At 53.9% G+C, this 23,104-nt stretch carries 18 protein-coding genes, 1 other RNA gene and 1 pseudogene; 8 read left to right on the top strand and 12 right to left on the bottom strand.

Features of this window, described 5'->3' with window-relative positions:
• The 4 genes from ACP7E4_RS24665 to ACP7E4_RS24650 form a co-directional block, all read left to right on the top strand.
• The coding region (locus tag ACP7E4_RS24665) for a hypothetical protein (RefSeq protein WP_426118070.1) at positions 1-323 on the top strand (323 nt) is incomplete at its 5' end.
• A 652-nt stretch (positions 324-975) separates the two neighbouring features.
• On the top strand, positions 976-4,200 hold the full coding sequence (locus ACP7E4_RS24660; RefSeq protein ID WP_426118069.1) for a hypothetical protein: 3,225 nt from the start codon (positions 976-978) through the stop codon (positions 4,198-4,200).
• A gap of 1 nt (position 4,201) precedes the next feature.
• The gene (locus tag ACP7E4_RS24655; RefSeq protein ID WP_426118068.1) at positions 4,202-4,915 is read left to right on the top strand and encodes a hypothetical protein; all 714 of its coding nucleotides are present in this window, start codon (positions 4,202-4,204) and stop codon (positions 4,913-4,915) included.
• A 363-nt stretch (positions 4,916-5,278) separates the two neighbouring features.
• A complete protein-coding gene (locus ACP7E4_RS24650) occupies positions 5,279-6,061 on the top strand; it encodes a hypothetical protein (protein ID WP_426118067.1) in 783 nt (260 codons plus the stop codon).
• On the opposite strand, the gene ACP7E4_RS24645 is transcribed toward ACP7E4_RS24650, so the two are convergent.
• From ACP7E4_RS24645 to ACP7E4_RS24630, 4 genes and pseudogenes are all read right to left on the bottom strand, one after another.
• A complete protein-coding gene (locus ACP7E4_RS24645; RefSeq protein WP_122555621.1) occupies positions 6,023-6,907 on the bottom strand; it encodes a DNA-methyltransferase in 885 nt (294 codons plus the stop codon). The two genes, ACP7E4_RS24650 and ACP7E4_RS24645, sit on opposite strands and share 39 nt — an antisense overlap.
• A 363-nt stretch (positions 6,908-7,270) precedes the next feature.
• Entirely contained in the window at positions 7,271-7,573 is a 303-nt protein-coding gene (locus ACP7E4_RS24640) for a hypothetical protein (RefSeq protein WP_122555622.1), read from the bottom strand.
• A gap of 183 nt (positions 7,574-7,756) precedes the next feature.
• A pseudogene (locus ACP7E4_RS24635) lies at positions 7,757-8,725 on the bottom strand (DUF932 domain-containing protein).
• A 489-nt stretch (positions 8,726-9,214) separates the two neighbouring features.
• Positions 9,215-9,562 (bottom strand): hypothetical protein, encoded by a 348-nt coding sequence (locus ACP7E4_RS24630; RefSeq protein WP_426118066.1) that lies wholly within the window; start codon positions 9,560-9,562, stop codon positions 9,215-9,217.
• A gap of 76 nt (positions 9,563-9,638) precedes the next feature.
• Between ACP7E4_RS24630 and ACP7E4_RS24625 the strand changes: the two genes are divergently transcribed.
• The 3 genes from ACP7E4_RS24625 to ACP7E4_RS24615 all read left to right on the top strand — a co-directional run bounded on the left by ACP7E4_RS24625 (position 9,639) and on the right by ACP7E4_RS24615 (position 12,125).
• Positions 9,639-9,884 (top strand): helix-turn-helix domain-containing protein, encoded by a 246-nt coding sequence (locus ACP7E4_RS24625; RefSeq protein WP_237265684.1) that lies wholly within the window; start codon positions 9,639-9,641, stop codon positions 9,882-9,884.
• 707 nt (positions 9,885-10,591) lie between these two features.
• Positions 10,592-10,807 (top strand): helix-turn-helix transcriptional regulator, encoded by a 216-nt coding sequence (locus ACP7E4_RS24620; protein ID WP_426118065.1) that lies wholly within the window; start codon positions 10,592-10,594, stop codon positions 10,805-10,807.
• A 238-nt stretch (positions 10,808-11,045) separates the two neighbouring features.
• Positions 11,046-12,125, top strand: a complete 1,080-nt coding sequence (locus ACP7E4_RS24615; RefSeq protein WP_426118064.1) for a YagK/YfjJ domain-containing protein — start codon at positions 11,046-11,048, stop codon at positions 12,123-12,125.
• A 40-nt stretch (positions 12,126-12,165) separates the two neighbouring features.
• Here ACP7E4_RS24615 and ACP7E4_RS24610 read toward each other — a convergent pair whose 3' ends face one another.
• From ACP7E4_RS24610 to ACP7E4_RS24580, 7 genes are all read right to left on the bottom strand, one after another.
• Positions 12,166-12,879 (bottom strand): hypothetical protein, encoded by a 714-nt coding sequence (locus ACP7E4_RS24610; protein ID WP_426118063.1) that lies wholly within the window; start codon positions 12,877-12,879, stop codon positions 12,166-12,168.
• Positions 12,880-13,131: 252 nt separating this feature from the next.
• Positions 13,132-14,361 (bottom strand): integrase domain-containing protein, encoded by a 1,230-nt coding sequence (locus tag ACP7E4_RS24605; protein ID WP_426118062.1) that lies wholly within the window; start codon positions 14,359-14,361, stop codon positions 13,132-13,134.
• Between the two features lie 182 nt (positions 14,362-14,543).
• Positions 14,544-14,941: a transfer-messenger RNA gene (gene ssrA, locus ACP7E4_RS24600) on the bottom strand.
• A 113-nt stretch (positions 14,942-15,054) separates the two neighbouring features.
• Positions 15,055-15,339, bottom strand: a complete 285-nt coding sequence (locus ACP7E4_RS24595) for a hypothetical protein (RefSeq protein ID WP_331150831.1) — start codon at positions 15,337-15,339, stop codon at positions 15,055-15,057.
• A gap of 209 nt (positions 15,340-15,548) precedes the next feature.
• A complete protein-coding gene (locus ACP7E4_RS24590) occupies positions 15,549-18,359 on the bottom strand; it encodes an FAD-binding and (Fe-S)-binding domain-containing protein (protein ID WP_426118061.1) in 2,811 nt (936 codons plus the stop codon).
• Positions 18,360-18,430: 71 nt separating this feature from the next.
• On the bottom strand, positions 18,431-19,576 hold the full coding sequence (gene lldD / locus ACP7E4_RS24585; protein ID WP_426118060.1) for an FMN-dependent L-lactate dehydrogenase LldD: 1,146 nt from the start codon (positions 19,574-19,576) through the stop codon (positions 18,431-18,433).
• 77 nt (positions 19,577-19,653) lie between these two features.
• Entirely contained in the window at positions 19,654-21,351 is a 1,698-nt protein-coding gene (locus ACP7E4_RS24580) for a lactate permease LctP family transporter (protein WP_426118059.1), read from the bottom strand.
• 403 nt (positions 21,352-21,754) lie between these two features.
• Here ACP7E4_RS24580 and ACP7E4_RS24575 point away from each other — a divergent pair, with 403 nt between their 5' ends.
• A complete protein-coding gene (locus ACP7E4_RS24575; protein WP_426118058.1) occupies positions 21,755-22,522 on the top strand; it encodes a GntR family transcriptional regulator in 768 nt (255 codons plus the stop codon).
• A gap of 92 nt (positions 22,523-22,614) precedes the next feature.
• On the opposite strand, the gene smpB is transcribed toward ACP7E4_RS24575, so the two are convergent.
• On the bottom strand, positions 22,615-23,097 hold the full coding sequence (smpB, locus tag ACP7E4_RS24570) for an SsrA-binding protein SmpB (protein ID WP_426118057.1): 483 nt from the start codon (positions 23,095-23,097) through the stop codon (positions 22,615-22,617).
• Between the last annotated feature and the right edge of the window lie 7 nt (positions 23,098-23,104).

Genomic DNA, 23,104 nt, shown 5'->3' with positions numbered 1-23,104 from the left:
CACTCGACTCTGCTTTACGTAAGCCCGATGCAATACGAGAAGAACTGGCAAATGCAACAACCTTAGATACTCAACCCCGACGCCGGGTTAAGGGATACGTTTCTCGGGGGCAAGGTCAGTGTAGTCACACAGACCTCTTCCCGGATGAGTCCGGTCCCACAGAATCACAAGCTGCCTTACTCATGCACGATATCTCGGGCGCGCGCGGTCTGTTGCGGAGCTACAAAGAAAATCGCCGCTACTCGTGCGTGTTGCTGTTCGTGGTGAACCTCAAATCGAAGCCTGTGCTCCAGAAGCAGCGCAGCCAAATGCTGATGCATTAGCGAAAGCGAGCCCTGGGCCCCCGCATTCCCTAAACCCCAGCCACAACAGAAGCACCTGCTCAACGCGAGGTGCTTTTTTGCACTGCTGAATGTGGTGGGCCGGGGTAATCTGAACTCGTTTCATAAATCGTTGATTTTTAACAATTTTAGTTATTTTATTTTTTGTCTGGAATACTCTTTGGAATACTGAGCCTCGTTGCAATGCTCAGAGGCGTAATAGGTCGAGCAGATCTGGTTCCTCCTGATCTGGAGGGCTTGATCGTATCCCTTTAGCGTTGGCGTCGACTCATCCCTCCTGTTCTATCCATTCGACTTTAGGTTGCCCGGCTTGTGGCCGGACTTTATGTGAACTAATCTATTGTTTTTAAAGGGTTTTCTATTTTGTTAAGTTCTGTCCCGCCGTTTGTCCCGCCGTTCGTACCATGCGTGAAGATAAACGAGGCGGTAAAGCAGATAATTTTCTAGGTGTAAATAATGGTCACGCGTTCGAAGGACCGATAAGCGCTGATGCTGTTTCAACTGCTCCAGGTCGTCGCAACTGACCTGAACGAAAGACACCGGCCTTTTTGTAGTTTAATCTGTCACGTGATGCTGAAGTCATCGCCTAACGGATTGGCGTCGAAGCTGCCGCCTAGCTTTTTTGGAGACATAAGTGCGGATTTTACCTCGTTTCGAGTCACTTCCAGATAGTTTAATTGCAGGTTTAGCTGATCGCGAAGCCTCTATCTGGGTGAGTGGTGCGGTTGATAACGCCGATGAGATCGACGCCTTAGCTGCCATGCTGCGGCTGCCGTGGAAGCATGTCTTTATAGAAGAAGCTAGCCCGCTACTGGTTGCTGCACTTGAGATGCCCGAGAGTGACTCGCTAGTCAGGCGTCGTGGATTTATCCATATCGTTGATACAGACCCTTCACGTATAAATCTCCCTACACGTGCGCTGCCCATTTTCTTGCTGTCTGGTCGGAATAGTCAGGGGTCCTTGTTCGAGCTGCAGCTACGTCGTATGACGATGCTGGATGAGTTGCGTCGATCCTCCGTAAGGCAGTTGGTCGTTGTTGGCGGTTCGACAGGCGCTGCTCCAAGCGCTCTCGATGCAATATGGGCTACTGGCTTTCGTACACGTCTACTCGTAGTAAATCAGAACCCAGATGCGATTCACGAGCTTGGAGAATGGCTGGACACAAACGGTGACGGCCCGGCAGCGTCGATTATTTGTCTTCCTGTAACCGCTTTCGCCACCGATCTCGTGAGTGCGTTCACCTCCTCGTACAGTGAGGAGGAGGTCACTGTACGACAGCGCGATGAGGCCGGGAATATCCGCCATATTGACCTCACAGATATCGACGACCCCGAGCGTCCGATTCTTGACAGTTACGACTTGATTCAAGAACGTGACTTTGTAACAGCCGGTCTGTACGACTTACCTGAAGAAGCATTCAATGCTTTTTTTCGAGGGGAAATCGGTGACTGGCGCGCTTTTGCAGCAGGTCTGCCATGGATTCGTGACGACAGCGCGTGGCGTGGTTTGCAAGCTCAGCTGCGGAAGCTCGATTCAACTGGGTCTTCAGAAAACAGAGTCACTTATATCGTTTCAGAATCTGGGGCTGGGGGAACAACATTCGCTCGTCATCTCGCATTCTCAGCCGCTCGTGCAGGCTACCCGACTCTAGTTGCGAAAGGGATTCCATTCACCCCTGACGCACTTCCGCTTGTAAACTTTCTCACTCACTCAAGGTTTCGAAGCGAAGATCTCAAGGCCGGAGGTATGTCTACCAATCTCGCTGGAAACGAAGGCGAAGGGCGTTTGTACGAGACGCCTTGGCTCTTGGTGTTTGATCGGATTCATTGGGAGCTGCGAGGCGCTGAATTACGTCGCTTCTTGCAGCAGTTCAAGCAATCTGGTCGGCCCGTATGCATTTTAGTCGTGACAGGGCCGCAGAGGGATTTAGCCTTTTTCGATGAGTCGCGTTTCAAGCCGTTAGCTGAACTGGGCCACATGCTTGATGACACTCAGGCAGCTGAAATGGGTCAACATCTGAACCGCTTTCTGCGAGTCTATGGGAAAGAGCGCCCAGAATGGCAGTGGCGCAACTTCCAGCAAGCACATTCGGTGCGTTACCTAGATGGAGCTGCGGCATTCTGGATCACTTTGACATTCTGGCTGCAGAGTCAATACGACCTGAGCGACTCAATTCAAAGTTGGGTGTACAGGTGTTTCAAAGCTCATGCAGACACTCCTGAGGTCAAAAGAGCGATTCTGCAAATAGCCGCGCTTAGCTCAGAGCGCTTGCCTATGCCAGAGTCCCTCATTGAACAGGGTGGAAGCGCCTGGCCAGTTCCGTTGCTGCTTGACGATCGAAGGAGTGATCTATCGCCGCTCGGACTTACTCGCTTGTCACATGCGGGGAAGAAATATTGGGCGCTTGCTCACGACATCCTGGGTCATCTCCTCATTAACGCATTGTTTTATGATTACGAGGCTCGCAGTTCCCTAGGGTTTGCAGATTGTAAAGACGCTCAGCACCTGCGTTTCACCATCTTGAAAGAGGTGTCACGCAAGCCCGCACTCGGGGAGGCGGAGGAGCTTGAGTATGGCGAAGAGTTTGCTACGACGGTGTTTAAGATCGACCCGGACCACGGGAGGAGCAGCTGGATCCATATCTGGCGAGAGGTGCTAGACGCCCTTGATGGCATGCCTGCTGCCCTTAGGAATGGCAGTCGAGTATTTCGGCATCACACGGGAGTATCTCGACGTCGAATTGCGTGGCTGGACGAGGCCGGTTATGGCGTGTCGGACAGTGATAGGGTGATTCTGCTTCAGAGAGCGATAGACGATATCAACTACGCGCTCCAGTCCATCGCAGTAACGCCAGGCGATGAGCCGGATGTCTACCTGTACAACTCCCTTGCAAATGCTTATTTCGATCTTGCAAGGGTGCGCGCCGGTCAGGGCGCCCCTGTGAGCGAGCTCGCAGATCTGCGGCGGCTCGCATCAGAGGCTACGAGGCATGCGTACGAACAAAACCCCTCCAGCCCGTACGTTATTGAAACGCATGTTAAGAGCCTGATCGCCTCTGCCGAACAGTCAAAGGAAGCTGCGTTAGCTTACTGTATCGAGGCTCTCGAGATCGTTTATGCAACTATTAGTCGCGATCGCAATGAGCTGCGCCGCCATTCGCTCGCTACACTTGCGGACCGTGCTGTTGAGGTCCTAATGGCGTCGAGCGTTGGTGATTTCAATCGAGATGAGCCTAGCAGCCCGGCAGAGGTGTTAGTTCGGGCTTGGGTAGCATTAAGCGAGCCTTCCGGAGGTCATGCTCCAGAGTCATTGGAGGAAGTGCCAGGGAAGGTACTGACTGCTGTTCTTGAGGGGCTTGATCATCCCGCTGCTGCTGGGAATTCGCAGATTGAAAAATTGCGCTATCAGATACTAGTGGCTTCAGATCCGTATGGCTTCGAGCGTCAGCTTCAGACGCTTGATCTGCTCGTCGCAACAGATTATCGACTATCTCCTCAGCTTCGTTTGGAGCATGCATTGTTATTGTTCCAGCAGATGCGAGCAGATGAGGCGAACCAGCAATTCAAGACTCTACGCGCCCTTTGGCGTGAAACCGACATTTCAGCCCAAGTGCCGGAGAATCTGCGATGGTTGGTACTGGCAGACCCAGACCAGCCACGCGTAGTGACTGCCGTTTCCGCGTACGATAACGGACATCGTGCGATGGCTCGGGTTCGTGAGTTTGGGCGTTTTGATGTGCCGTATAGGCCCCAAGAATGGGGCGTTCGAGTTCATCGGGCAGGGACTACTTTTTCTGCTCATGTCTCATTCGGCCACAATGGTCCGTTTTTACGGCCCGTTAATGCACCACGGCACTGAAATGGCTCAAGACCAGATGGACATCGTTGCCCGGTACGGGGTTTCGCGAGGCTGGCGCCTATTACCAAGATCAGTTTTGGTGGAAGGCACGTCGGACGTCGCGCTCTTCGAATTGGCCGCAAGTCACTTTCTCAAAAAAACAGGTAGGTCTCTTCTTTCAGATATTGCAATTGTCGCAGCGGGGGAGGGGGATAGAGGCGGGACTCATGGTGTGGTACGTGAACTGGTTGTTCTTCGGAGTCTGGCCAGCACTTATTTATCTTCTACTGGGAGTCCTGTTTATCGAGTCATTGGGCTCTTCGATAATGATACTGCTGGCCAGAAAGCCGTTAACGGTGCCCGTATGGTTGACGCATCCATTGTCGAATACCGCGATGTTTTTCGGCTCAGGCCAGTTATGCCGAAGGCCGGCAGCTTGGATGTCGCAACCTTGCAGCGCGGTTTTGAAAGTCAAAACGCAGCGTACAGAGGTTTGAGTTGGGAGCTCGAGGATCTTCTCGGAGAGCAACTCCTCAAACTATTTTTTGAAGAAAACCCGACAGCTTTGGTTCGTGAGAATTGCGTCGAAGGGGCTATGCATCGTGAGCTGACCCGTGATGGGAAAAGTAAACTGGTGAGATTCTGCAAGGAGTACGCTGATTTACCAAGTCTTCAAGGGGTAATCGATGTCATTCATTCGCTGCGACATTATTTGAATCTTCCGTCGCTCCAGTAATTTCATTGTGAAAATGCGCAGGATCGCGGGCGCACCTTGGCTAGGTAAGAAGTGGTTTGAAAAAGTCTGGCTCCAGAATGATCTGTCTGCGGTTCGTTTTTGGTGGTTTGATTATACCCACTACTAGGCGGATCAGCGGAAAGGTAGCAATGGTCGGATCGGCCGCAATGGGCGGGGATGATTCGCTGCTTACGGTAAAAATCCTGATGCAGCGTCGGAGCGGCTGACTCCACCTGCATCAAGATTTCCGGAAGCAAGCTGAGTTCTCTGCGCTCAGTGTTCGGGGTCTACCCACTTAACCTCGACTAATTTCACTCCCTCCCTTAATCTTGAATGATATCTAGCTTAAAGAAAGGGGGGGCTGTGAGCCTTACGGATCAGGAGAAAACGGAATTTTTGGCGGCGATTGAGGAGCTACGACCTGCCCAGGTGCAGTGGTTGAAAGGAGCGATTCTTGCTTTCAAGGTGCCACACCAGTTTGTGCGTGCTCAAGATTCCGACATTGTCACGCAGGCTGTCCTTGAAAATCTTGGTGATCGCATGCTCAGCCATCATGCGGGTAGCCGCCAAGCTCTGAGCAAGGATAGATTTGAATTTGCCTTTGAGGCCGCTCTGAACGATTCGGGCATAGCTGCCCAGCTCGTTAAAAGTCGTACAAATCGTGGGCACGACATAACTATTGCGGGCGTACCGGTTGGGTTGAAAACAGAAGCAGCGGCGAATATCAGGGAGCAGACTATCCACGTTAGCAAGTGGATGGAGTTAGGTAAAGGGGAGTGGGAATTGCCGCTGCTGCGTGACGCATTTTTAGAGCACATGAATAGCTACGATCGAATTTTCACATTACGGTGTTTGAGTACAGCTCCGGAAATGGTTCGATACGAGCTAGTCGAAATTCCTAAAGATCTTTTCATGCAGGCGACCCGCTGCGAACTGGAGGTCCGGGAGGGCAGCCGACAAAACCCCAAGCCAGGTTACGGCCACGTGAAGGATAAATATGGCCTACTTATGTTCTCCTTGTACTTCGACGGCGGCACGGAAAGGAAGCTTCAGATCAAGTCACTGAGGAAAGACCTCTGCAAGGTCCATGCGACATGGACCTTCGGTTCAGCGGCCACGCAGCAGTCGTTCGCGGGCAAGATCTGAATATTCCTCACTGAGCTCAATGCCTACACTATCTCGTCCCAGTTCGTTGCAGACCACTCCCGTAGTCCCAGACCCGAAAAACGGGTCTAGGACTCGTCCATTTTCGCGAGACCCAGCTGCTACACAGAGACGCACCAATGCCCTCGGATAAACTGCGAAGTGGCTACCGGGATATGGTTCTGTGTTGATATTCCAAACTGTCCGCCGATTTTTTGACTTTTGCTTGGGGTCCGCTGCAGGCTCCATTATCGCTTGCCAGTCGTAGTAGTACTTCTCCGATTTTGAGAACAAGAACACATACTCGTGGGAGCGTGTTGGGCGATCCTTTACGCTTTCCGGTTGGCAGTTCGGCTTGTTCCAAATCATGTCGGTACGCAGGTACCAGCCATCCGCCTGTAGCGCAAAAGCTAATCGCCAAGGTACCCCGATTAAATCTTTCGGTTTGAGACCTTCGGGGGTTGGGGCGCGGTAATCCATTGCCCGTCCCTTATTCTTGGAGTCCGCTCCGCGCCAGGTGCGTCCGCCAGATGTATAGCTGTCCCCGATGTTCAACCACAGTGTGCCGTCGCTGGCCAGCGTCCTACGGACCTCTCGGAACAGCTTTACGAGATCGCTGATGTACTCATCAACGGTGAGCTCTGCGCCGATCTGACCTTCAATTCCGTAATCCCGGAGGCCCCAATATGGTGGTGATGTCACCGCGCAGTCGAAGTGGCCTTCCGGCATTTCTTGGAGGATTTTCCGAGCATCGCCCACGAAAATCTCGCAGCGATTCCGAGTGTCTCCGGGAAGCTGCGCTGTCAAGGTGCGTTGTGTTTCTGCGAATAGATCAAAATCTGTTTTCATATGCCCTCATTATAATTTTTGCAGCACGTCGTGGGCCATCGAAATCTCGTATGGCGGGCGATTTTCCGATTGGGTGCGTTAGGTGCTTCACTATTGACGCGTAGATTGATGACTCGAAACGTTGACCTGGAGTTGGTATGGCGGACTTCGATTGGGCCGATGGCGGAGTTGATTTGTGGCCAGATGTCGCTGGTCACAGGTGGGGCGGGCAGCGGGTCTGCGTGAGGAGTCAATAAGGAGTGTTTTTAGATAGCTCTGGTTGCCTAGGCCGCCTTAAGTTGAGCTGATAGCAGTGCGCGAGCTGAATTTTCCTGCTGCGCATACTGTTCTGGGCGACGCCATATCTCCATGCCGCAGGAGGCATCACAGCCAGTGCTCAGGAATTTCGATGTCGTAATTCTTCGCTACAGTTTGAAGCGTTGAGAGGATGACGGCATGCCTAGCCAGCTCATGGGCTTGCCAACTGCTGCGTTGTGTCAGCAGGGTTTTCAGCTCCACGAGATCGTACATTCCTAGTCTGTGGAAATTGCCCCAGCTAGGAACACCAAATAGATTGAAAATAACTACCGTGTCGTCACGTTCGCTTGCTAACCGACTGTTTCCATTGAGTTTTTCTTTGGCTTCCTCTGCCTCGTCACGATGATCGTAGGTGTTTAAGAGTTTCATGTGAACCTTAGAGCTGAGCCGGGATAGCGTGGCGGATGGTTGATTTTGACCCGTCTTCGATACAGAGCGCAAAAAATAAAATGCCAAGAGATGTGATTTGGATTTTGATTAGAACCACTCCTTCCTAGGTTGCTCGTTGCTGCGGCCTCCCAGTGAGTGCTGGAGGGCGGCAGCAACGCCACGCTACGCTACAAGCGCCAATGCAGCGCAAAGCGCTTTCTGCTTCATTGAGGCGCCTTGGCCGAACCAAGCGGAATCCATTCGATACTCAATGCTTCTAGCACGACGTTCATGGTCGACATATTCGGTTACTGCGTTTAAAAGCCCCCAAGCCGTACCGCTAGCAGAAGACATAGTTGCACCCCGTCCTGCGCCCTCGTAAAGGTATTGCACTTTGCGAAGAGCACGCTCATTAGTGATCACGTTTGGTAGTGGGCTTTCTGGCGCAGCGTCACAAACCACATTCATGAAATAACCCATAGCCTCATGCCACTGAACTTTACGTTCAGTTAGTGCACGCATACGGTACATAAACCCGTCCCATTGTGAGACTGCGATGCCCAGTTGCTTCTTTACTGCATGCGGATCGAAGCGGGTATTATGCGGAACTTTGATTGCAGAAGGGCTGCTATCCAGGGCGATGGCCAGCGTGTTGTTACAAACTACACGCACCGTGGTGGGGGTTGCGGTGGTGGCCAAGGTGCCGTCACATGAGGTAGCTAGAAGCAAATAGCAGTTCACTTGGTCGGTGCCCTTCAATGTTGTACTTTGTCCAGTACGGGCCAAAGCCCAGAACTTACGACCGCCTTTTAGCACTCCAGCAGTTTCCAGTTCGTAGCCTGAGACTTCGGTAAGATCCCTGTAAAACTCCAATACCTCACGCGGCTGCACGACCTGGTAGCGCCGAGAAACCACTGACAATGGCGCCTTCGTGTCGGAGCGGTAAAGAACCTTCTGTTCAGGAAAGGTATGAATTGAGCCCATAGCACCGAGGTTGTTGGACTTGAAATGGACTGGGCTATCCTGAATTTTCCAGTCCATGCCTGCTTCGCGCTGCCATACCTCAATAGGTTGTTTTTCGGATAGTCAGTTTCCAAGGCCGTGCCACGGGGTAGCTCCGGCGTATGCCATATTTTCAATGAAGTGCGACATGATTTTCTCCCGACGGGCATAAAAAAAGGCCAGACATGTAGTCTGGCCTTTCAGGGGGGGGCGCTCTGCCGAATATCTTTACACGAGGCGGAGCGAGTTGTGTTAGTTGGATCAGTTGGAGTAAGTTATCTCGCCAGTGTCTGTGGTTAGAGTGACTTCTCGAATGTTACATCCGCCATTTGCAAATATTTTTAACTCTCCGCCGAACAGGATATCTACGGGCATTTGATAAACAGATCTGCCGGTGCAATTACCCCTGTTTATTGTGTATCCTAACAATTTAACTTTGTCAGCGACAGAGGTGACCACTATTGTAGGGACGCCTTGCATTTCGCCTACAGATATTTCGAGTGGTAGTTTATCCGCTTTTGAGCAAGCAGATATGCACAATAGCGTGCTCAATAGCAAAGGACCGAATATAGGTCTCATCGTTTCTCCAAGATTGGTTTAGACCTAAAAGACGTCTGATAAGTGCGGTGGTTCTACGTGTTAGTTGCAGTTACGTTGTGCCTGAAAGTCAAAGTCACGAATCTTCCCCCATCCCACTATTTTTCCGGCGTTGACCTCTGGGTCGGTGAGCGAATAGTCCGGAACCGTAACTAGTTTAATATAGCCTTTCTCTTCGGCGCTGATTTGATAAGCCTCCATTGAAACAAGCGGCTTTATAGCTGCTTGTGGTGAAGGCTGATCAGAAATATCGATGGCATGTACAAACGACAGATTGCCGTTAGGGAGGGTTTTGGTTTTAGGGAATACGCACTGACCGACATGGCTTGAGGCATTTGCGCCATTCGCCGCGAGTAAACCTACCACGATAAATGAAAGTACCTTTTTCACATTACTCCTTAAGACGGTTCAAAATGGGTCGTAAATACCGTGGCCGTATAGGCATCATAGCTACACCATCGCCGTCATGACAAGAGTCTCCGGTGCGCGCGACGAAGATGCTAACTTGGCCCGGTTCGGGGTAGCGGTGCGTGCTCGGCGCAACGTCTTGTCTCTCTCTCAAGAGGCGCTAGCTGATCTTGCGGGGATTGACCGGTCCCACATGGGGAAGATTGAACGAGGAGAAAGGAACGTCACGTTCCTGAATATCGTTAAGATCGCCGAATCCTTAGCCTGCAAGCCTTCGGATTTGCTGAACGATGCAGGACTGTAGGCTCAGATTTTGGTCTATACCCGGCTGCTGAAGCAGAAGCCGCAGTCCAAGCATTCGAAGTTATCTAGCATTTCTTCATCGACGGCCTGGCCCAACTTCGCTCCTGCGACCCCTCCTGCTGCCCCGCCCAAAAGTCCGCCAAAGATAGCGCCAGCGACTGATCCTAACGTCAGTCCGATAGGGCCCGCGAATGAGCCGATAAGCGCTCCTGCTTCGGCACCGCTCATTGCGCCAGTAACGCCCCCAACAGCGCCCGAGACTCCCCCTACAGCCCCGCCTACCTTTTTCCCGTAGTTCTTCGTTTTCACGTGAGTGGAATCGCAGCTTAAACAGATCATGTTTTTACCCAAGTCGATTTTTTTGATTGGCTGTGAAAGCTGTGGTGTGCTGATCCAAATGAAATTGCCAGCTCTCAGGCGGGTGATATATGTCCAATTTTTTTTAGACTGGCTTTTCCGCCGGGATTACCAGCGTAGCCCCAGGTTTACGGGCTAAGGATCTAACTTTGGGGGAGGTGGGAACTAATTTTCCAAGCTGGAGTGCTCTGACAAAGGCCCCGTTTACACCGATGGATGATCGCGCTCCAGGTTGGACTGCGCGATTGGTTCGCTGCGGTAAAAAAATACATGTCAGCGCTTGGCTACGCTCCGGTAGGGCAGTCGCATAAGCTGAAAACACACCGAGCTTGCGGCCTATAGGAGACAGACATGAAAGTTGCCACTGACGATGTTTTGAAGATACTGCGCCTGCGTCAGGTCCAGGACCGGATTGGCCTTAGTCGCTCCACGATCTACGACCGTATGGACCCAAATTCACCTCGCTTCGATAGCACGTTTCCCCGTCCTGTGAAGTTAGGCGCATCTGCTATTGGCTGGTTCGAATCTGGTATCACTGAATGGTTGAAGCAACGTCTTAACCACTAGCGGTGGAGGGCGCTAGGTACTAACTATAGCTGTGATTATTTATAGCTAGATTGAATTGTTTGTGCCGTGCTGGCGGAATATTGCTTGGTGGTGCGATTGTTCATATTTCGAATTTAGGATCTTATGTTATTACCCTGTAGGGATAAATACCTGAAGGTGTATGGCTTTGATGTTTTGGAGTGTTCACCCTTCAAGAGGGTGATGGTTTATTATCCGGTCATTACTTTGGAATAAGAGGATGTTAATCCCAGAAGAAGCGTTGAAATCCCATGTTGATGACTACTTGTTAGGTATGGTTATGCCAACAACTGATAAATCGTCCCAAGACGCATTAAGTGCCATCAATGCGGTTGGAGATGTAGCGAATGTTGTGGCAACAACAAAGCTGATAGCTAGCTCAAGTGGGGCGCTGTTCAATACGTTAAAAGGAGGGGCAAAGCAGGAGCGCAAAATCAAGTCTTTGGCGGCCTCTGTTAAGGCAGCAATAAGCATTGACTACGATAAATTCGACACCTTATTTCCACATAGTGAATTGAATCCGTACTTCAGAATCTTCAAAAAACAAGTCCAAGCCCTAGGGTTGAATCTACTAGAGGAACATAAACTGCTTCATCCCGTTAGCGAGGAAGAATTAGATAACTCTACTGTAAAGCTGAACCAATTTGTTGATAAGGTTCGTCAGGCAGCTAAAGAGCAGGCGTTTGTCAAAGAAATTCGGCATCACGCTAGGAACTCAAATAAAAACCAAGCGAGTCTAAATGCTTTTATAGACAAGCTGTTTTACCATAAATCTAAACTCCGTGTCATTCGAGTCGATTTGGAGTATGGACGAGAGCATCGGCTAGATAGCGATGCACCGATAACATACCAAGAGACTGTCAGGCATCGAGAGGTTTTACTTAATGACTTGAGGGTGCGTTTATATAAAGGTTCTTTCGTGGGTTACGTCTGGAAGCTTGAGTATGGCCTGATGAATACATTTCATTATCATATGCTTATATTTCTAGATGCCTCTAAGGTTCGTGGAGATATCAATGCGGGATGGAAAATTGGCCGTCATTGGGAAGAGGTAGTTACAGAGGGGAAGGGGCGATATTGGAACTGTAATGCGAACAAAAGCAGTTACCGGGAGTGTGGGATTGGAGAAATACCACACAGCTCTCCAGAGCTAATGGCCAATTTAAAAAAAGCTGCGAGCTATCTGGTCAAGGCTGACTATTATATTCGGTCTGCGATACCTGAGGGAGGAAGGGCATTTGGGAAAGGAGCTGAAATCCCGAAAGTTAAATCTAATCGGGGTCGTCCAAGAGGGAAATAAGAAGTGGCGCCTAATCAAGGCGCCATTTATTATTTATTAATTAATTTTTTACAGTTGCAGCATTCGCCTTATAAGCCTCGATTATCTCCGGGTTCCCTCCGCTTTTAAGCCATTTATCAGCTGTCGAATAAACATCAGGGATTGTAATGTTTAGCTCGGGGGCGCTCGATATGAAAGCTTCCAAATCTCCATGTATCGCATTGATCGCTTGCTTCTTTGTGCGCCATCCTCCAATAGGCTTACTATTTCTGAGCAGTTCAATCATGCGATCACGAATCGGACGATATAATTCGGTAGTTGCTTTTCCACCTTTTTGCCTACCTGCTTCTCCGTTTTTCAAGATTCGTTGAGCTTCTTGTTCCTGATAAACTATACCTGCCGCTGATTCTGCTGTCGCTATCAGGAAGCTGGCGTGGCATAGCAGCGGCCACACCGCTGTCTCGTGAACTTTGTGAACTTTTTTTCTCGCATGTATGAAGGCGACGCAAGCTTTTTCAAGAAGAGCTTGGTAAAGGATCCTTATGTTTTTACCAAATATTGCATTGGCATTTTTGTCCGCTAGGCTACCTTGAGTGACGCTACCACTCTCAATTTCTTGAGTAAGCTTATCTAGGTACTCATCGAGATTTTCAGGGTCATTAATAGCGATGCTTACTTCTTGTAGCTTTTCATATTGCCATTGGATCGTATCTGCTAATCCTCTGGGAATGTTTGAGAAAAAGCTGTCATGTGGAAGCTTGTTAAGATCAGTCATTATTGGCTCCACTTCGTTAGGGGCTCAGCCCAGTCGTTCATCAGTAAGCATGTTTTATTAATGAAGTTAGTTCGCGAATAAACACCTTCAGTCTGGTCTCGCTCGTCCTGCGCTTGCGCCATCCCACAACCCTCGTGAGGATGGTGGGGATTTACGCGCCCAGTCACGAAAGGAGGACTGGAAACCATGCGTGGAGATGCGCGCGTAATTGATGTGATGCACAAATGTAGTTATAGCGTTACCGCACCACACTTAGGCCGCATTGATCGCGGACATAGAAAGGCTTCCGATAGCCGCTTTCTGAATATGCTCGCTCCACCATTTCATCATTGGCCTTCGGCGCTCTATGTAATCAGCCCGGTTATAGGCGCTGCGCACCTCATCCTTGTCCACGTGAGCCAGCGCGACCTCTATTAGTTCAGGGTCCCACCCGTGTTCGTTGAGGATGGTACTGGCCATTGAGCGCATGCCATGGCTAACCAGACGGCCTTCAAACCCCATGCGCTTCAGAGCCATATTGGCTGTTTGGCTGTTGCAATGAGTACGGGGATTGCGATCAGCCGGGAAAACATGCTCGCGGTGTCCACTAAGCGGCTTTATCGCCTCTAGGAGCCCCAAAGCTTGTTCCGTGAGCGGGATGATGTGGGTTCGGCGTTTTTTCATCCGCTCTGGCGGTATCGTCCAGATTTTCTTGTTGATGTCTATATCTGCCCATCTTGCGGTCGCTGCTTCAGCGGGGCGAGTCATGGTGTGAAGCTGCCACTCAATCAAGCAGCGTGTAGTCCTTTTTATACTGGCATTGGCCACCGTCACCATCAGTTCATTAAGTTCGTCTGGCGCCAGTGCTGCCATGTTTGTCTTCTTTGGTTTCTTGAAAACAGAGCGAATTCCGCTCAGCGGATTCGAGTGAATCAAGCCGGAATTCACGCCATAAGTCATGATCTCGTTCAGACGCTGGCTCAGTCGTTTTACTGTTTCAAGACTGCCTTTGGTCTCAAGCGGCCTAAGCAATTTGATGACCGCCGGAGCAGTGATCGCTGAGATCGGGGTAGCGGCCAAGTCGGGAAAGAGGTGTAGTGTGAGCGACCGCCAGATGTCTTCAGCATAAGCAGTAGTAACCGAGTCTTTCTTAAGCTCGAACCATGCGGTTGCTACGTTTTTAAAAGTATGTTCTGTAGTCGCTCTTAACGTTTGACGATCTTCGTCACGCTTCGCTTTCGGATCGAGCCCCTGCGCAACCAGTTCCCTTGCCTCAACCGTCCGTTTCCTGGCTTGAGCCAAACTCACTTCCGGAAACGTACCCAGACCCATATTGATCCGCTTTTTGGTTGCTGGGTGAATGTAGTTGAAATTCCACAGCTTTGAGCCATTGGCCCGCACCCTCATCTGAAGGCCGTCGCCGTCAGTGAGGATGTAGTCTTTTTCCTTTGGTTTCGCTGCTTTAACTTTGACGTCTGAAAGCCGCGTGGCTTGGGCACCCATGGTGAACTCCGATGCTGCGTGTATTCCAAAAAATACCATTCGTGGGCTTGGAATACCACGTGGAATACACGGATTGTAGGATGAGCTCAGATGCCATCGGACCCCTTTGGACCCTAATCCCCTGTATTTACTGGATTTTAGGCACAAAAAAAGACGCCCTTGGACGTCTTTAGATGTATAAGTGGTGGAGCCGGGGGGATTTGAACCCCCGTCCGCCAGTACTCCGCTGTCGGTCCTACATGCTTAGCCGTGTCTATTGAGTTAACCCTCAGCCGCCCGACGGGCAGGGTGCATTGGGCGAGTTGTGTAAGTTTTAGCCGCTTCGTCCACAACGTACTGCACGGCGATTCTGTTCTATATGACAATCACTTTGGGTTTACAGACATCCCCTCGTGATTGCTGGACCCGAAGGTACCAGAAGCTCAGGGTCTAAGGCTGCTTACGCAGCGATGGACATTTCCTGGCCGTAGTTTTCGTCATTGGCAACTATAAGTAGTTGCAACAGTGGATTTACGACTTCTGTTACCAAGTCGGCATGCACCTAAAGTTTCGCAACCGGCGTCGAATCCTAAACGGCCCCAGTTGACTGCTTTCGCAGTCAGGTCGCGGAGTGTACTCCAGTGAGGGAGTCACGTCGACCGTTTGACGCGCTTCGAGCTACAGCCAGCCGCCGGGCTGGCCGTTACAGGCGTGTTACTTGGCGCCTTCGCTACCCGAACCGATATTTTTCAGAGCGGTGATTTGCTTGGTGGTGATGGCAATACACTCTTTCTCGTCACCGGCCTTCTGTGCATCTTTTGCCGACTTGACGGTTTTTTCCAGCTCTGCCTTGGAGTCAGCGCTGAAATTGGTGTTGCTGGAAACCGCTGCGTTTTCCAGGGTTTTGATGTTGGCACCACACAGATCATCGGCGGCGAATACCGGGGAACCCAACAGTGCAGCGGTGAGGAACAATCCAGTCAGTGCTGTGCGCTTCATGTGTATCTCCTTTAGCCTGTGGACTCGGTATGGCCGGTCTATGAGGCCGATGTCCGAGGTTTGTCGATAACCCCAATTCATTTGCGGGGCTTAAACAAACTGACTGTGCTGAAACGCAGGGGTTCTATTTTTTTTCCTGATCATGTGAAAAAGCCATATCACGGCCAAAAAGCACCAAAAAGGGGCGATTCTCGCCCCCTGTGATGGGATCAAACGGTTTTGGCTTGGGTGACGCGATCCACCAGATACACCAGCCCGTGATAGTCGATGCCACCGTGTTGTGACAGGCCGATCTCGCAGGTACGGCTGGTGGAGATACCTTCATTGCAGAACTGCACCGCGTCCTTGAGGCTGCGCAGCGAGTGGGCGTTCAGCTCTGGCGTGGTGAAGCCCTTGTCGCCGGCGAAGCCACAGCAGTGAATGCCTTCCGGAATCACCACGTTGACGCTACACAACCGCGCCAGCTCGATCAGCGCCTGACTTTCGCCCAGATGCTGCGTGCTGCAAGTCACATGCACGGCGATGGCTTCCTGCTGGGGCGTGAAGGTCAGCTTGTCCAGCAAGTGGGTGCGAATGAAACGCACCGGATCGTACAAATCCAGACGCGTGTCCTTGAGATCCTGCACCAGGCGAAGCGTGCACGGGCTGGTGTCGCAATAGATCGGATCGAGCCCGCCACGGCTGGCTTTGCTCAGCGCGGCCAGCAGTTCCAGGCGTTTGTCATCGGCTTGCTGCTTGTAGCCCTTGGACTCGAAAGGTTGTCCGCAGCACAGGCTTTCCTGATTGTCGGGAAACACCACTTGGTAACCGGCTTTTTCCAGCAGGCTGCGGGTCTTGTCGAGTAAAGAAGTCTGCTCGCGGTCACTTGCTGCCGGGCCCATGACCCGGGAAACACAGGCGGCCAGATACACCACTCGCGGGCGCTGATCCTCGACTGGCGGGGTGAAGCGAATCGCATGTTCCGCCTGAGGCATGGCCGGTGACCATTGCGGAACGCGTCCGCCGGACGCCTTGCTCAGGGCGCCGGACAGTTTCGCCAGCCTCGGCGCGCCGAGCAGCATCCGTGCGCCATTAGCCGCATGCAAGGTAAAACGCGCACCTTGCAGCGCGGTCTTGAAGTTGTGCGCCAGCCAACCAGCGGCCTTGCCGTGTCTGGCTTGCTGAGCGCGCAGCTTCTTGACGAGTTCTCCGGTGTTGATGCCCACCGGACAGCGTTGCGCGCACAGGCCGGTCGCGGCGCAGGTTTCGATGCCTTGGTAGTGGTAGTCACGCTCCAGCTCGGTGGTGTCGACGCCCGCGCGTTTCTTCGCCTGAATGTCACGCCAGATGACGATGCGCTGGCGCGGGCTGAGGGTCAGGCCTTTCGACGGGCAGACCGGCTCGCAGAAGCCGCACTCAATGCACTTGTCGACAATCTCGTCCGCCGCGGGCAACGGTTTGAGGTGCTTCAAATGGATCTGCGGATCTTCGCTGAGGACCACGTCCGGATTGAGAATGCCGTTGGGATCGAGCAGGCGTTTGAGCTGCCACATCAGTTGATAGGCGTCATGGCCCCATTCCAGTTCGACAAAGGGCGCCATGTTGCGGCCGGTGCCGTGCTCGGCCTTGAGCGAGCCGCCGAACTCGACGGCAACCAGCTGCGCCACGTCGTCCATGAACGCCTTGTAGCGCGCGATTTCCTCGGGATTATTGAAACCCTGGGTGAAGACGAAGTGCAGATTGCCTTCCAGTGCATGGCCGAACAGGATCGCTTCGTCGTAATGATGCTTGTCGAACAGCGCGATCAGGCGGCGCACGCCGATGGCCAGCTGTTCGACCGGGAAGGTCACGTCTTCGATGATCACCGTCGTGCCGGTCTGACGCACGGCGCCAACAGCGGGAAAGGTGTCTTTGCGGATCGCCCAGAGGCGGGCGTTTTCCAGCGGGTCTTCGGTGAAGTCGACTTGCTTCTCGACCGGAAACGCAGCCAGGGACGCCATGATTTGCGCCAATTGTTCGTGGAGCAAATCCCGGCTGGCGGCGCGGGCTTCGATGAGCAGCGCGCAGGCGTTTTCCGAGAGTTCGCGGACAAAGCCAGGCATGCCGGGTTTGTCCTGCACCGAGCGCATGCTGCGTCGATCCAGCAGCTCGACGGCGGCGACCGGCTGGGTTTTCAGGACGGTGACGGCGTTGCAGCAGGTTTCCACATCTGGAAACACAATCAGCGCCGACGCTTTGTTCGGGTGATCGACCACGGTGTCGTAAGTGACTGCGCTGATAAAGCCCAGGGTACCTTCAGAGCCGACCAGCAAGTGGCTGAGAATATCCAGCGGCTGGTCGAAGTCCACCAGCGCATTGAGGGACAGGCCGGTGGTGTTTTTCAGGCGGTATTTGTGGCGGATCTTGTCAGCCAGTTCAGTGTTGGCCCGGGTTTCCCGGCCCAGCCGCGACAGTTGTTGCAGCAGGTCTGCATGGCTGCTGTGAAAGGCGGCGACACTGCTCGGGTCTTCGGTGTCGAGGCGGGTGCCGTCGGCGAGCACCAGACGCATGCCCGCCAGAGTGTGATAGGTATTCTGCGCCGTGCCGCAGCACATGCCGCTGGCGTTGTTGGCGACAATGCCGCCGATCTTGCAGGCGTTGATCGAGGCCGGGTCCGGACCGATCTTGCGGCCGAACGGCGCGAGCCAGGCATTGGCCTGGGCGCCGATAACGCCGGGTTGCAGGCGGATTTGTGTGCCTTGGTCGCGCAGTTCGCGGCCGTTCCAGTTGTCGCCGAGCACCAGCAATACTGAGTCACTGATGGCCTGGCCCGACAGGCTGGTGCCCGCCGCGCGAAAGGTCACCGGGACTTTTTCCAGTTGCGCCAGTTTGAGCAGGGCCACGACTTCATCTTCGGATTCGACGCGGATCACCAGCTTGGGAATCAAGCGGTAGAAGCTGGCGTCGGTGCCGAAGGCGAGTGTCGACAGCGGATCGTCGAAGCGGCGGCCGGCGGGGATCAGCTGATGGACATCGTTCAGGAAGGAGGCGGGCAGGCTCATGCGGTCTTCCTCAGGAAGTCAGGTTCAGGGCGCCGCGGCTTCTGGCGAGCCGCGTGCGTCGGTGCAGGGTTTCAGGCGCCCAGTTCACGGACGAGTGAATCGCGAGATATCTCGCTGATGGACTTGGCCCCGGTCAGTACCATGGCCACGCGCATTTCCTTTTCGAACAGGTCGAGAAGGTTCTTCACGCCAGCCTCGCCATGGGTCGCCAGGGCATAAATGAATGCGCGTCCAATCAGCACCGCATCGGCACCCAGGGCAATCATTCGTACTACATCCAGACCGCTGCGAATGCCGGAATCGGCGAGGATCTTCAGGTCGCCCTTTACCGCGTCGGCAATGGCCGGCAAGGCGCGGGCACTCGACAGCACGCCGTCGAGCTGGCGGCCGCCATGGTTGGAAACAATGATGCCGTCAGCGCCGAATCTCACTGCGTCCCGGGCGTCTTCGGGGTCGAGGATGCCCTTGATGAGCATCGGCCCGTCCCAGGTTTCGCGGATCCACTCCAGATCCTTCCATGAAATCGACGAATCGAAATTCGCCCCCAGCCAGCCGATATAGTCGGCCAGGCCCGTAGGCGCGCCAAGGTAGGCCGAGATGTTGCCCAGGTCATGCGGGCGACCTTTGACACCAACGTCCCAGGCCCACTGTGGATGAGTCATGGCTTGCAGAATCCGCCGCGTCGGGCCGTTCGCGCCGCTCATGCCGTGATGGGCATCGCGGTAACGAGCACCCGGCACCGGCATGTCGACCGTGAACACCAGGGTCTTGACCCCGGCGGCCTTGGCCCGCTCCAGGGCATTGCGCATGAAGCCGCGATCCTTGAGCACGTAGAGCTGAAACCAGATGGGACGGTCGATGGCCGGTGCGACTTCTTCGATAGGGCATACCGAGACGGTGGACAAGGTGAATGGAATGCCCTTGGCTGCTGCCGCACGAGCCGCCTGTACTTCGCCGCGCCGCGCGTACATCCCGCAAAGTCCGATGGGGGCCAGCGCAACCGGCATGCTCAGGTTTTCGCCGAACAACGTGGTCTGCAGACTCAGCTCTGACATGTTCTTCAGGACCCGCTGGCGCAGGGCAATGCTGGCCAGGTCCGATACGTTGTGGCGCAGTGTGTGCTCGGCGTAAGCGCCACCGTCGGCGTAATGGAACAGGAACGGCGGCAGTTTGCGTTGCGCTGCGGCACGATAATCAGTGGAGGCGGAAATGATCATGGGCTCTCGCAATCTCTTGTAAATAGCCTGGTAAGTAGCCGCCAGGCGCGCATTGGCGCACCCGGCGCGCGTCTCTTTCAGAGCACCAGCATGCCGGTGAACCAGTAAGCCTGGGCGTAGGTGATGCAGCCCACAATGGTGGCGAAGAACAGGCTGTGTTTGAGCGTAAACCGGAACAGATCCGATTCCTTGCCCACCAACCCGGTGGCAGCGCACGCCACTGCAATGGATTGCGGCGAGATCATCTTGCCGGTCACGCCACCGCTGGAGTTGGCCGCAACCATCAACACATCACTGACACCAATCTGGTGCGCAGTCGTGGCCTGCAACGAACCGAACAGCGCATTGGCCGACGTGTCCGAACCGGTCAGGAATACACCCAGCCAGCCGAGGAACGGCGAGAAGAACGGGAAGGCCGCGCCAGTGCCGGCCAATACCAGCGCCAACGTGGAAGACATGCCCGAGTAGTTCATGACGAAGGCGAAGGCCAGCACCATGCCGATGGACACGATGGCCCAACGCAGTTCCTTCAGGGTTTCTTTAAAAGTGGTCAGACCAGTACCAGCGCTGATCTTCAGCACGATCATCGACAGGATCGCCGAGAACAGAATGGCCGTACCGGACGCTGCAATCAGATCGAACTTGTAGACGGCTGGCATCGCCGTCGCCTTGGCCACGATCGGTGCACCTTTCATTACCAGTTGGTCAAGGTGCGGAATGGCGAAGTTCATGGTCCACGCCTGCATTGCGCCACCGGCAGCGAACATGGCCTTGAACGGTTTCAGGGTCCAGATGGTGACCATTACCGTGAGGATCAAGAACGGTGACCACGCCTTGAGGATTTGTCCCAGGGTGTACGGGGATTTGACCGACGTGCGTGGCTGACCGAAACCGCCCGGATTGCCCAGCATTGCCGCGCCGCCTGCGGTGGCGACCACAAATTCGGAATCTGCTGCATGCGCAGGCTGCCAGACCTTGAGGAACAGGGTCAGGGAAACCAGGCTAACCAGTGCCGACGTGATATCCGGCAGTTCAGGGCCGATATAGTTGGACGTCAGGTACTGAGTGATCGCGAAGCTCAAGCCTGCCACCAGCGCAGCCGGCCAGGTTTCCTTGACGCCGCGCACGCCGTCCATCATGAACATCAGCCAGAACGGTACGAACAGCGACAGCAGCGGCAATTGACGACCGGCCATGGCGCCGATCTTGAAGGGGTCGATCCCGGAAACCTGACCAGCAACGATGATCGGAATGCCCAGCGCGCCGAATGCCACCGGTGCAGTGTTGGCGATCAGGCACAGGCCGGCGGCGTATAGCGGGTTCAGACCCAGGCCAACCAGCAGCGCAGCGGTAATGGCCACGGGTGCGCCGAAACCGGCGGCACCTTCCAGGAACGCGCCGAAGCAGAAGCCGATCAGCAGTACTTGCAGACGCTGGTCATCGGTAATGGACATGACCGAGCTGCGGATGATCTCGAACTGGCCGCTCTTGACGGTCAGTTTGTAGAGAAACACCGCCGCCACGATGATCCAGGCAATGGGCCACAAGCCGTAAGCGAAGCCATATCCGGCGGCCGCGAGGGCCATGTCAGCTGGCATCTGGAAAGCGAAAATCGCCACAATCACTGACAACGCCAGCGTGATACTGCCTGCGATATGACCTTTGAGGCGAAACACCGCCAGGGCCAGAAAGAAGAACACGATTGGGATGAGTGCGGCGGCGGCGGAAAGGCCGAGGCTGCCCAGAGGGTTATAGAGTTGTTGCCAGGTCTGCATGTGGGTGGCCCCTAATTATTTTTGGTTAGGCCTGGTATTCCATGTGCGCGTGCGCGGTTTCGATTCGACGTAATGCCAGCAAGACGTCTTGTCGATAGTGACGAACGAAACACAGGGGCCACCAGCTCAAGCCTTTCGTTCGAAAGGTCTTGCAGCGCTGAAGAGGTTAGCCATCAAACGCTGGCATTGGCTAATTGGTAATACCAATTTACAATGACTTAGCGCTAGGGTAAAAGCCTTGGCCGTGGTGTGTCAATTTGCCGTGCTACGACTTTGGTCGGGTACGGCTGGAAAAGCCGCACTGATGGGGTTATTCCAGCAGCATCTGGCAGGTGTCGAGCCAACGGTAATCAGCCAGAATAGGCGGCCCCGACACGTGTTCGGGGATGTGAAGCGAGGATTTATGGGCTTTGATCAGGTGCGTCAGCGCCGTTTGTCCGACGATATTGTCGAGCAGCTGGAAAGAATGATTCTTGAAGGCACGCTGAAATCCGGTGGGCGTCTGCCCGCCGAGCGTGCGCTTGCCGAGCAGTTTGGTGTGTCTCGGCCATCACTGCGCGAGGCGATCCAGAAACTTACGGCCAAGGGACTGTTGATCAGTCGCCAGGGCGGCGGCAATTATGTGGTGGAAAATCTGGGGTCGACCTTCAGTGATCCGTTGTTGCATCTGCTGGAAAGCAGCCCGGATGCCCAGCGCGATTTGCTGGAGTTCCGCCACACCCTTGAAGCGTCCTGTGCGTATTACGCCGCGATTCGTGCCACCGATGTGGATCGCGAACGCCTGCGCATGGCGTTCGAAGCGCTTCAGGATTGCTACTCAAGAGAAGGCGAAGTCAGTCGTGTTGAAGAAAGCGCGGCCGATGCCAGTTTTCACCTGGCGATTGCCGAAGCTAGCCACAACGCCGTGTTGCTGCATACGATTCGCGGGTTGTTCGATCTGCTCAAGCGCAACGTCTTGATCAATATCGGCGGAATGTACGAACAGCGCACGGAAACCCGCGACATGCTGATCAGTCAGCATCGCGAGCTGTATCTGGCGATCATCGAAGGCCGTGGTGAAGACGCGCGGGAAGTATCCAGCCGGCATTTGCTGTATGTGCAGGAGGTGTTGGAAGAAGTGCGTCAGCAGGTACAGCGCACCGCTCGGGCTGAGCGGCGGAATGGAATGTGAACTTGTGGGAGCCAACTTGTTGGCGAGGCGTCGGTCCTGCGTGATCAGGAATACTGCTTCGCGAACAGGTTCGCTCCTACAAGGTGGGCAACCTAATCATCCTTGCCTTTGGTACGCACGGCCCGTTGCAGTTCGCGATCGGAGTCGCGTTCCCGCTCGGTGTGGCGCTTGTCGTATTCCTTCTTGCCTTTGCCCAGGGCGATTTCGCACTTGATCAAATGCGCTTTCCAGTAAATGGAAAGGGCCACGCAGGCATAGCCTTTCTGCTGCACCGAGGTGATGAGCTTTTCAAGCTCACGCTGGTTCAGAAGGAGTTTACGGGTGCGTGTCGGGTCAGCGATGACGTGCGTGCTTGCGGTCGTCAACGGTGAGATATGGCTACCCATCAGCCACGCCTCGCCATCTTTGAGCAGCACATAACTGTCGACCAGCTGTACCTTGTTGGCACGCAGGCTTTTTACTTCCCAGCCAGCCAGGACCAGACCGGCCTCGAACTTGTGTTCGATGAAGTAATCGTGACGCGCCTTTTTATTTTGCGCGATGGTCCCTGTGGGATGTTTCTTGAGCTTAGCCATAGGCGAC

This window comes from Pseudomonas sp. DSP3-2-3 (genome assembly GCF_049898225.1).
In the GTDB taxonomy this organism is placed as follows: domain Bacteria; phylum Pseudomonadota; class Gammaproteobacteria; order Pseudomonadales; family Pseudomonadaceae; genus Aquipseudomonas.
This window is presented reverse-complemented; position numbering and strand designations above follow the sequence as displayed.

Bases quoted from the DNA above. Each gene is read 5' to 3' on its own strand.
- ACP7E4_RS24610 (WP_426118063.1), bottom strand. From the start codon at position 12,879: ATGACTGATCTTAACAAGCTTCCACATGACAGCTTTTTCTCAAACATT.
- ACP7E4_RS24580 (WP_426118059.1), bottom strand. From the start codon at position 21,351: ATGCAGACCTGGCAACAACTCTATAACCCTCTGGGCAGCCTCGGCCTT.
- smpB (WP_426118057.1), bottom strand. From the start codon at position 23,097: ATGGCTAAGCTCAAGAAACATCCCACAGGGACCATCGCGCAAAATAAA.
- ACP7E4_RS24625 (WP_237265684.1), top strand. From the start codon at position 9,639: ATGACAAGAGTCTCCGGTGCGCGCGACGAAGATGCTAACTTGGCCCGG.
- lldD (WP_426118060.1), bottom strand. From the start codon at position 19,576: ATGATCATTTCCGCCTCCACTGATTATCGTGCCGCAGCGCAACGCAAA.
- ACP7E4_RS24590 (WP_426118061.1), bottom strand. From the start codon at position 18,359: ATGAGCCTGCCCGCCTCCTTCCTGAACGATGTCCATCAGCTGATCCCC.
- ACP7E4_RS24645 (WP_122555621.1), bottom strand. From the start codon at position 6,907: ATGAAAACAGATTTTGATCTATTCGCAGAAACACAACGCACCTTGACA.
- ACP7E4_RS24595 (WP_331150831.1), bottom strand. From the start codon at position 15,339: ATGAAGCGCACAGCACTGACTGGATTGTTCCTCACCGCTGCACTGTTG.
- ACP7E4_RS24655 (WP_426118068.1), top strand. From the start codon at position 4,202: ATGGCTCAAGACCAGATGGACATCGTTGCCCGGTACGGGGTTTCGCGA.
- ACP7E4_RS24640 (WP_122555622.1), bottom strand. From the start codon at position 7,573: ATGAAACTCTTAAACACCTACGATCATCGTGACGAGGCAGAGGAAGCC.
- ACP7E4_RS24605 (WP_426118062.1), bottom strand. From the start codon at position 14,361: ATGGGTGCCCAAGCCACGCGGCTTTCAGACGTCAAAGTTAAAGCAGCG.
- ACP7E4_RS24575 (WP_426118058.1), top strand. From the start codon at position 21,755: ATGGGCTTTGATCAGGTGCGTCAGCGCCGTTTGTCCGACGATATTGTC.
- ACP7E4_RS24615 (WP_426118064.1), top strand. From the start codon at position 11,046: ATGTTAATCCCAGAAGAAGCGTTGAAATCCCATGTTGATGACTACTTG.
- ACP7E4_RS24620 (WP_426118065.1), top strand. From the start codon at position 10,592: ATGAAAGTTGCCACTGACGATGTTTTGAAGATACTGCGCCTGCGTCAG.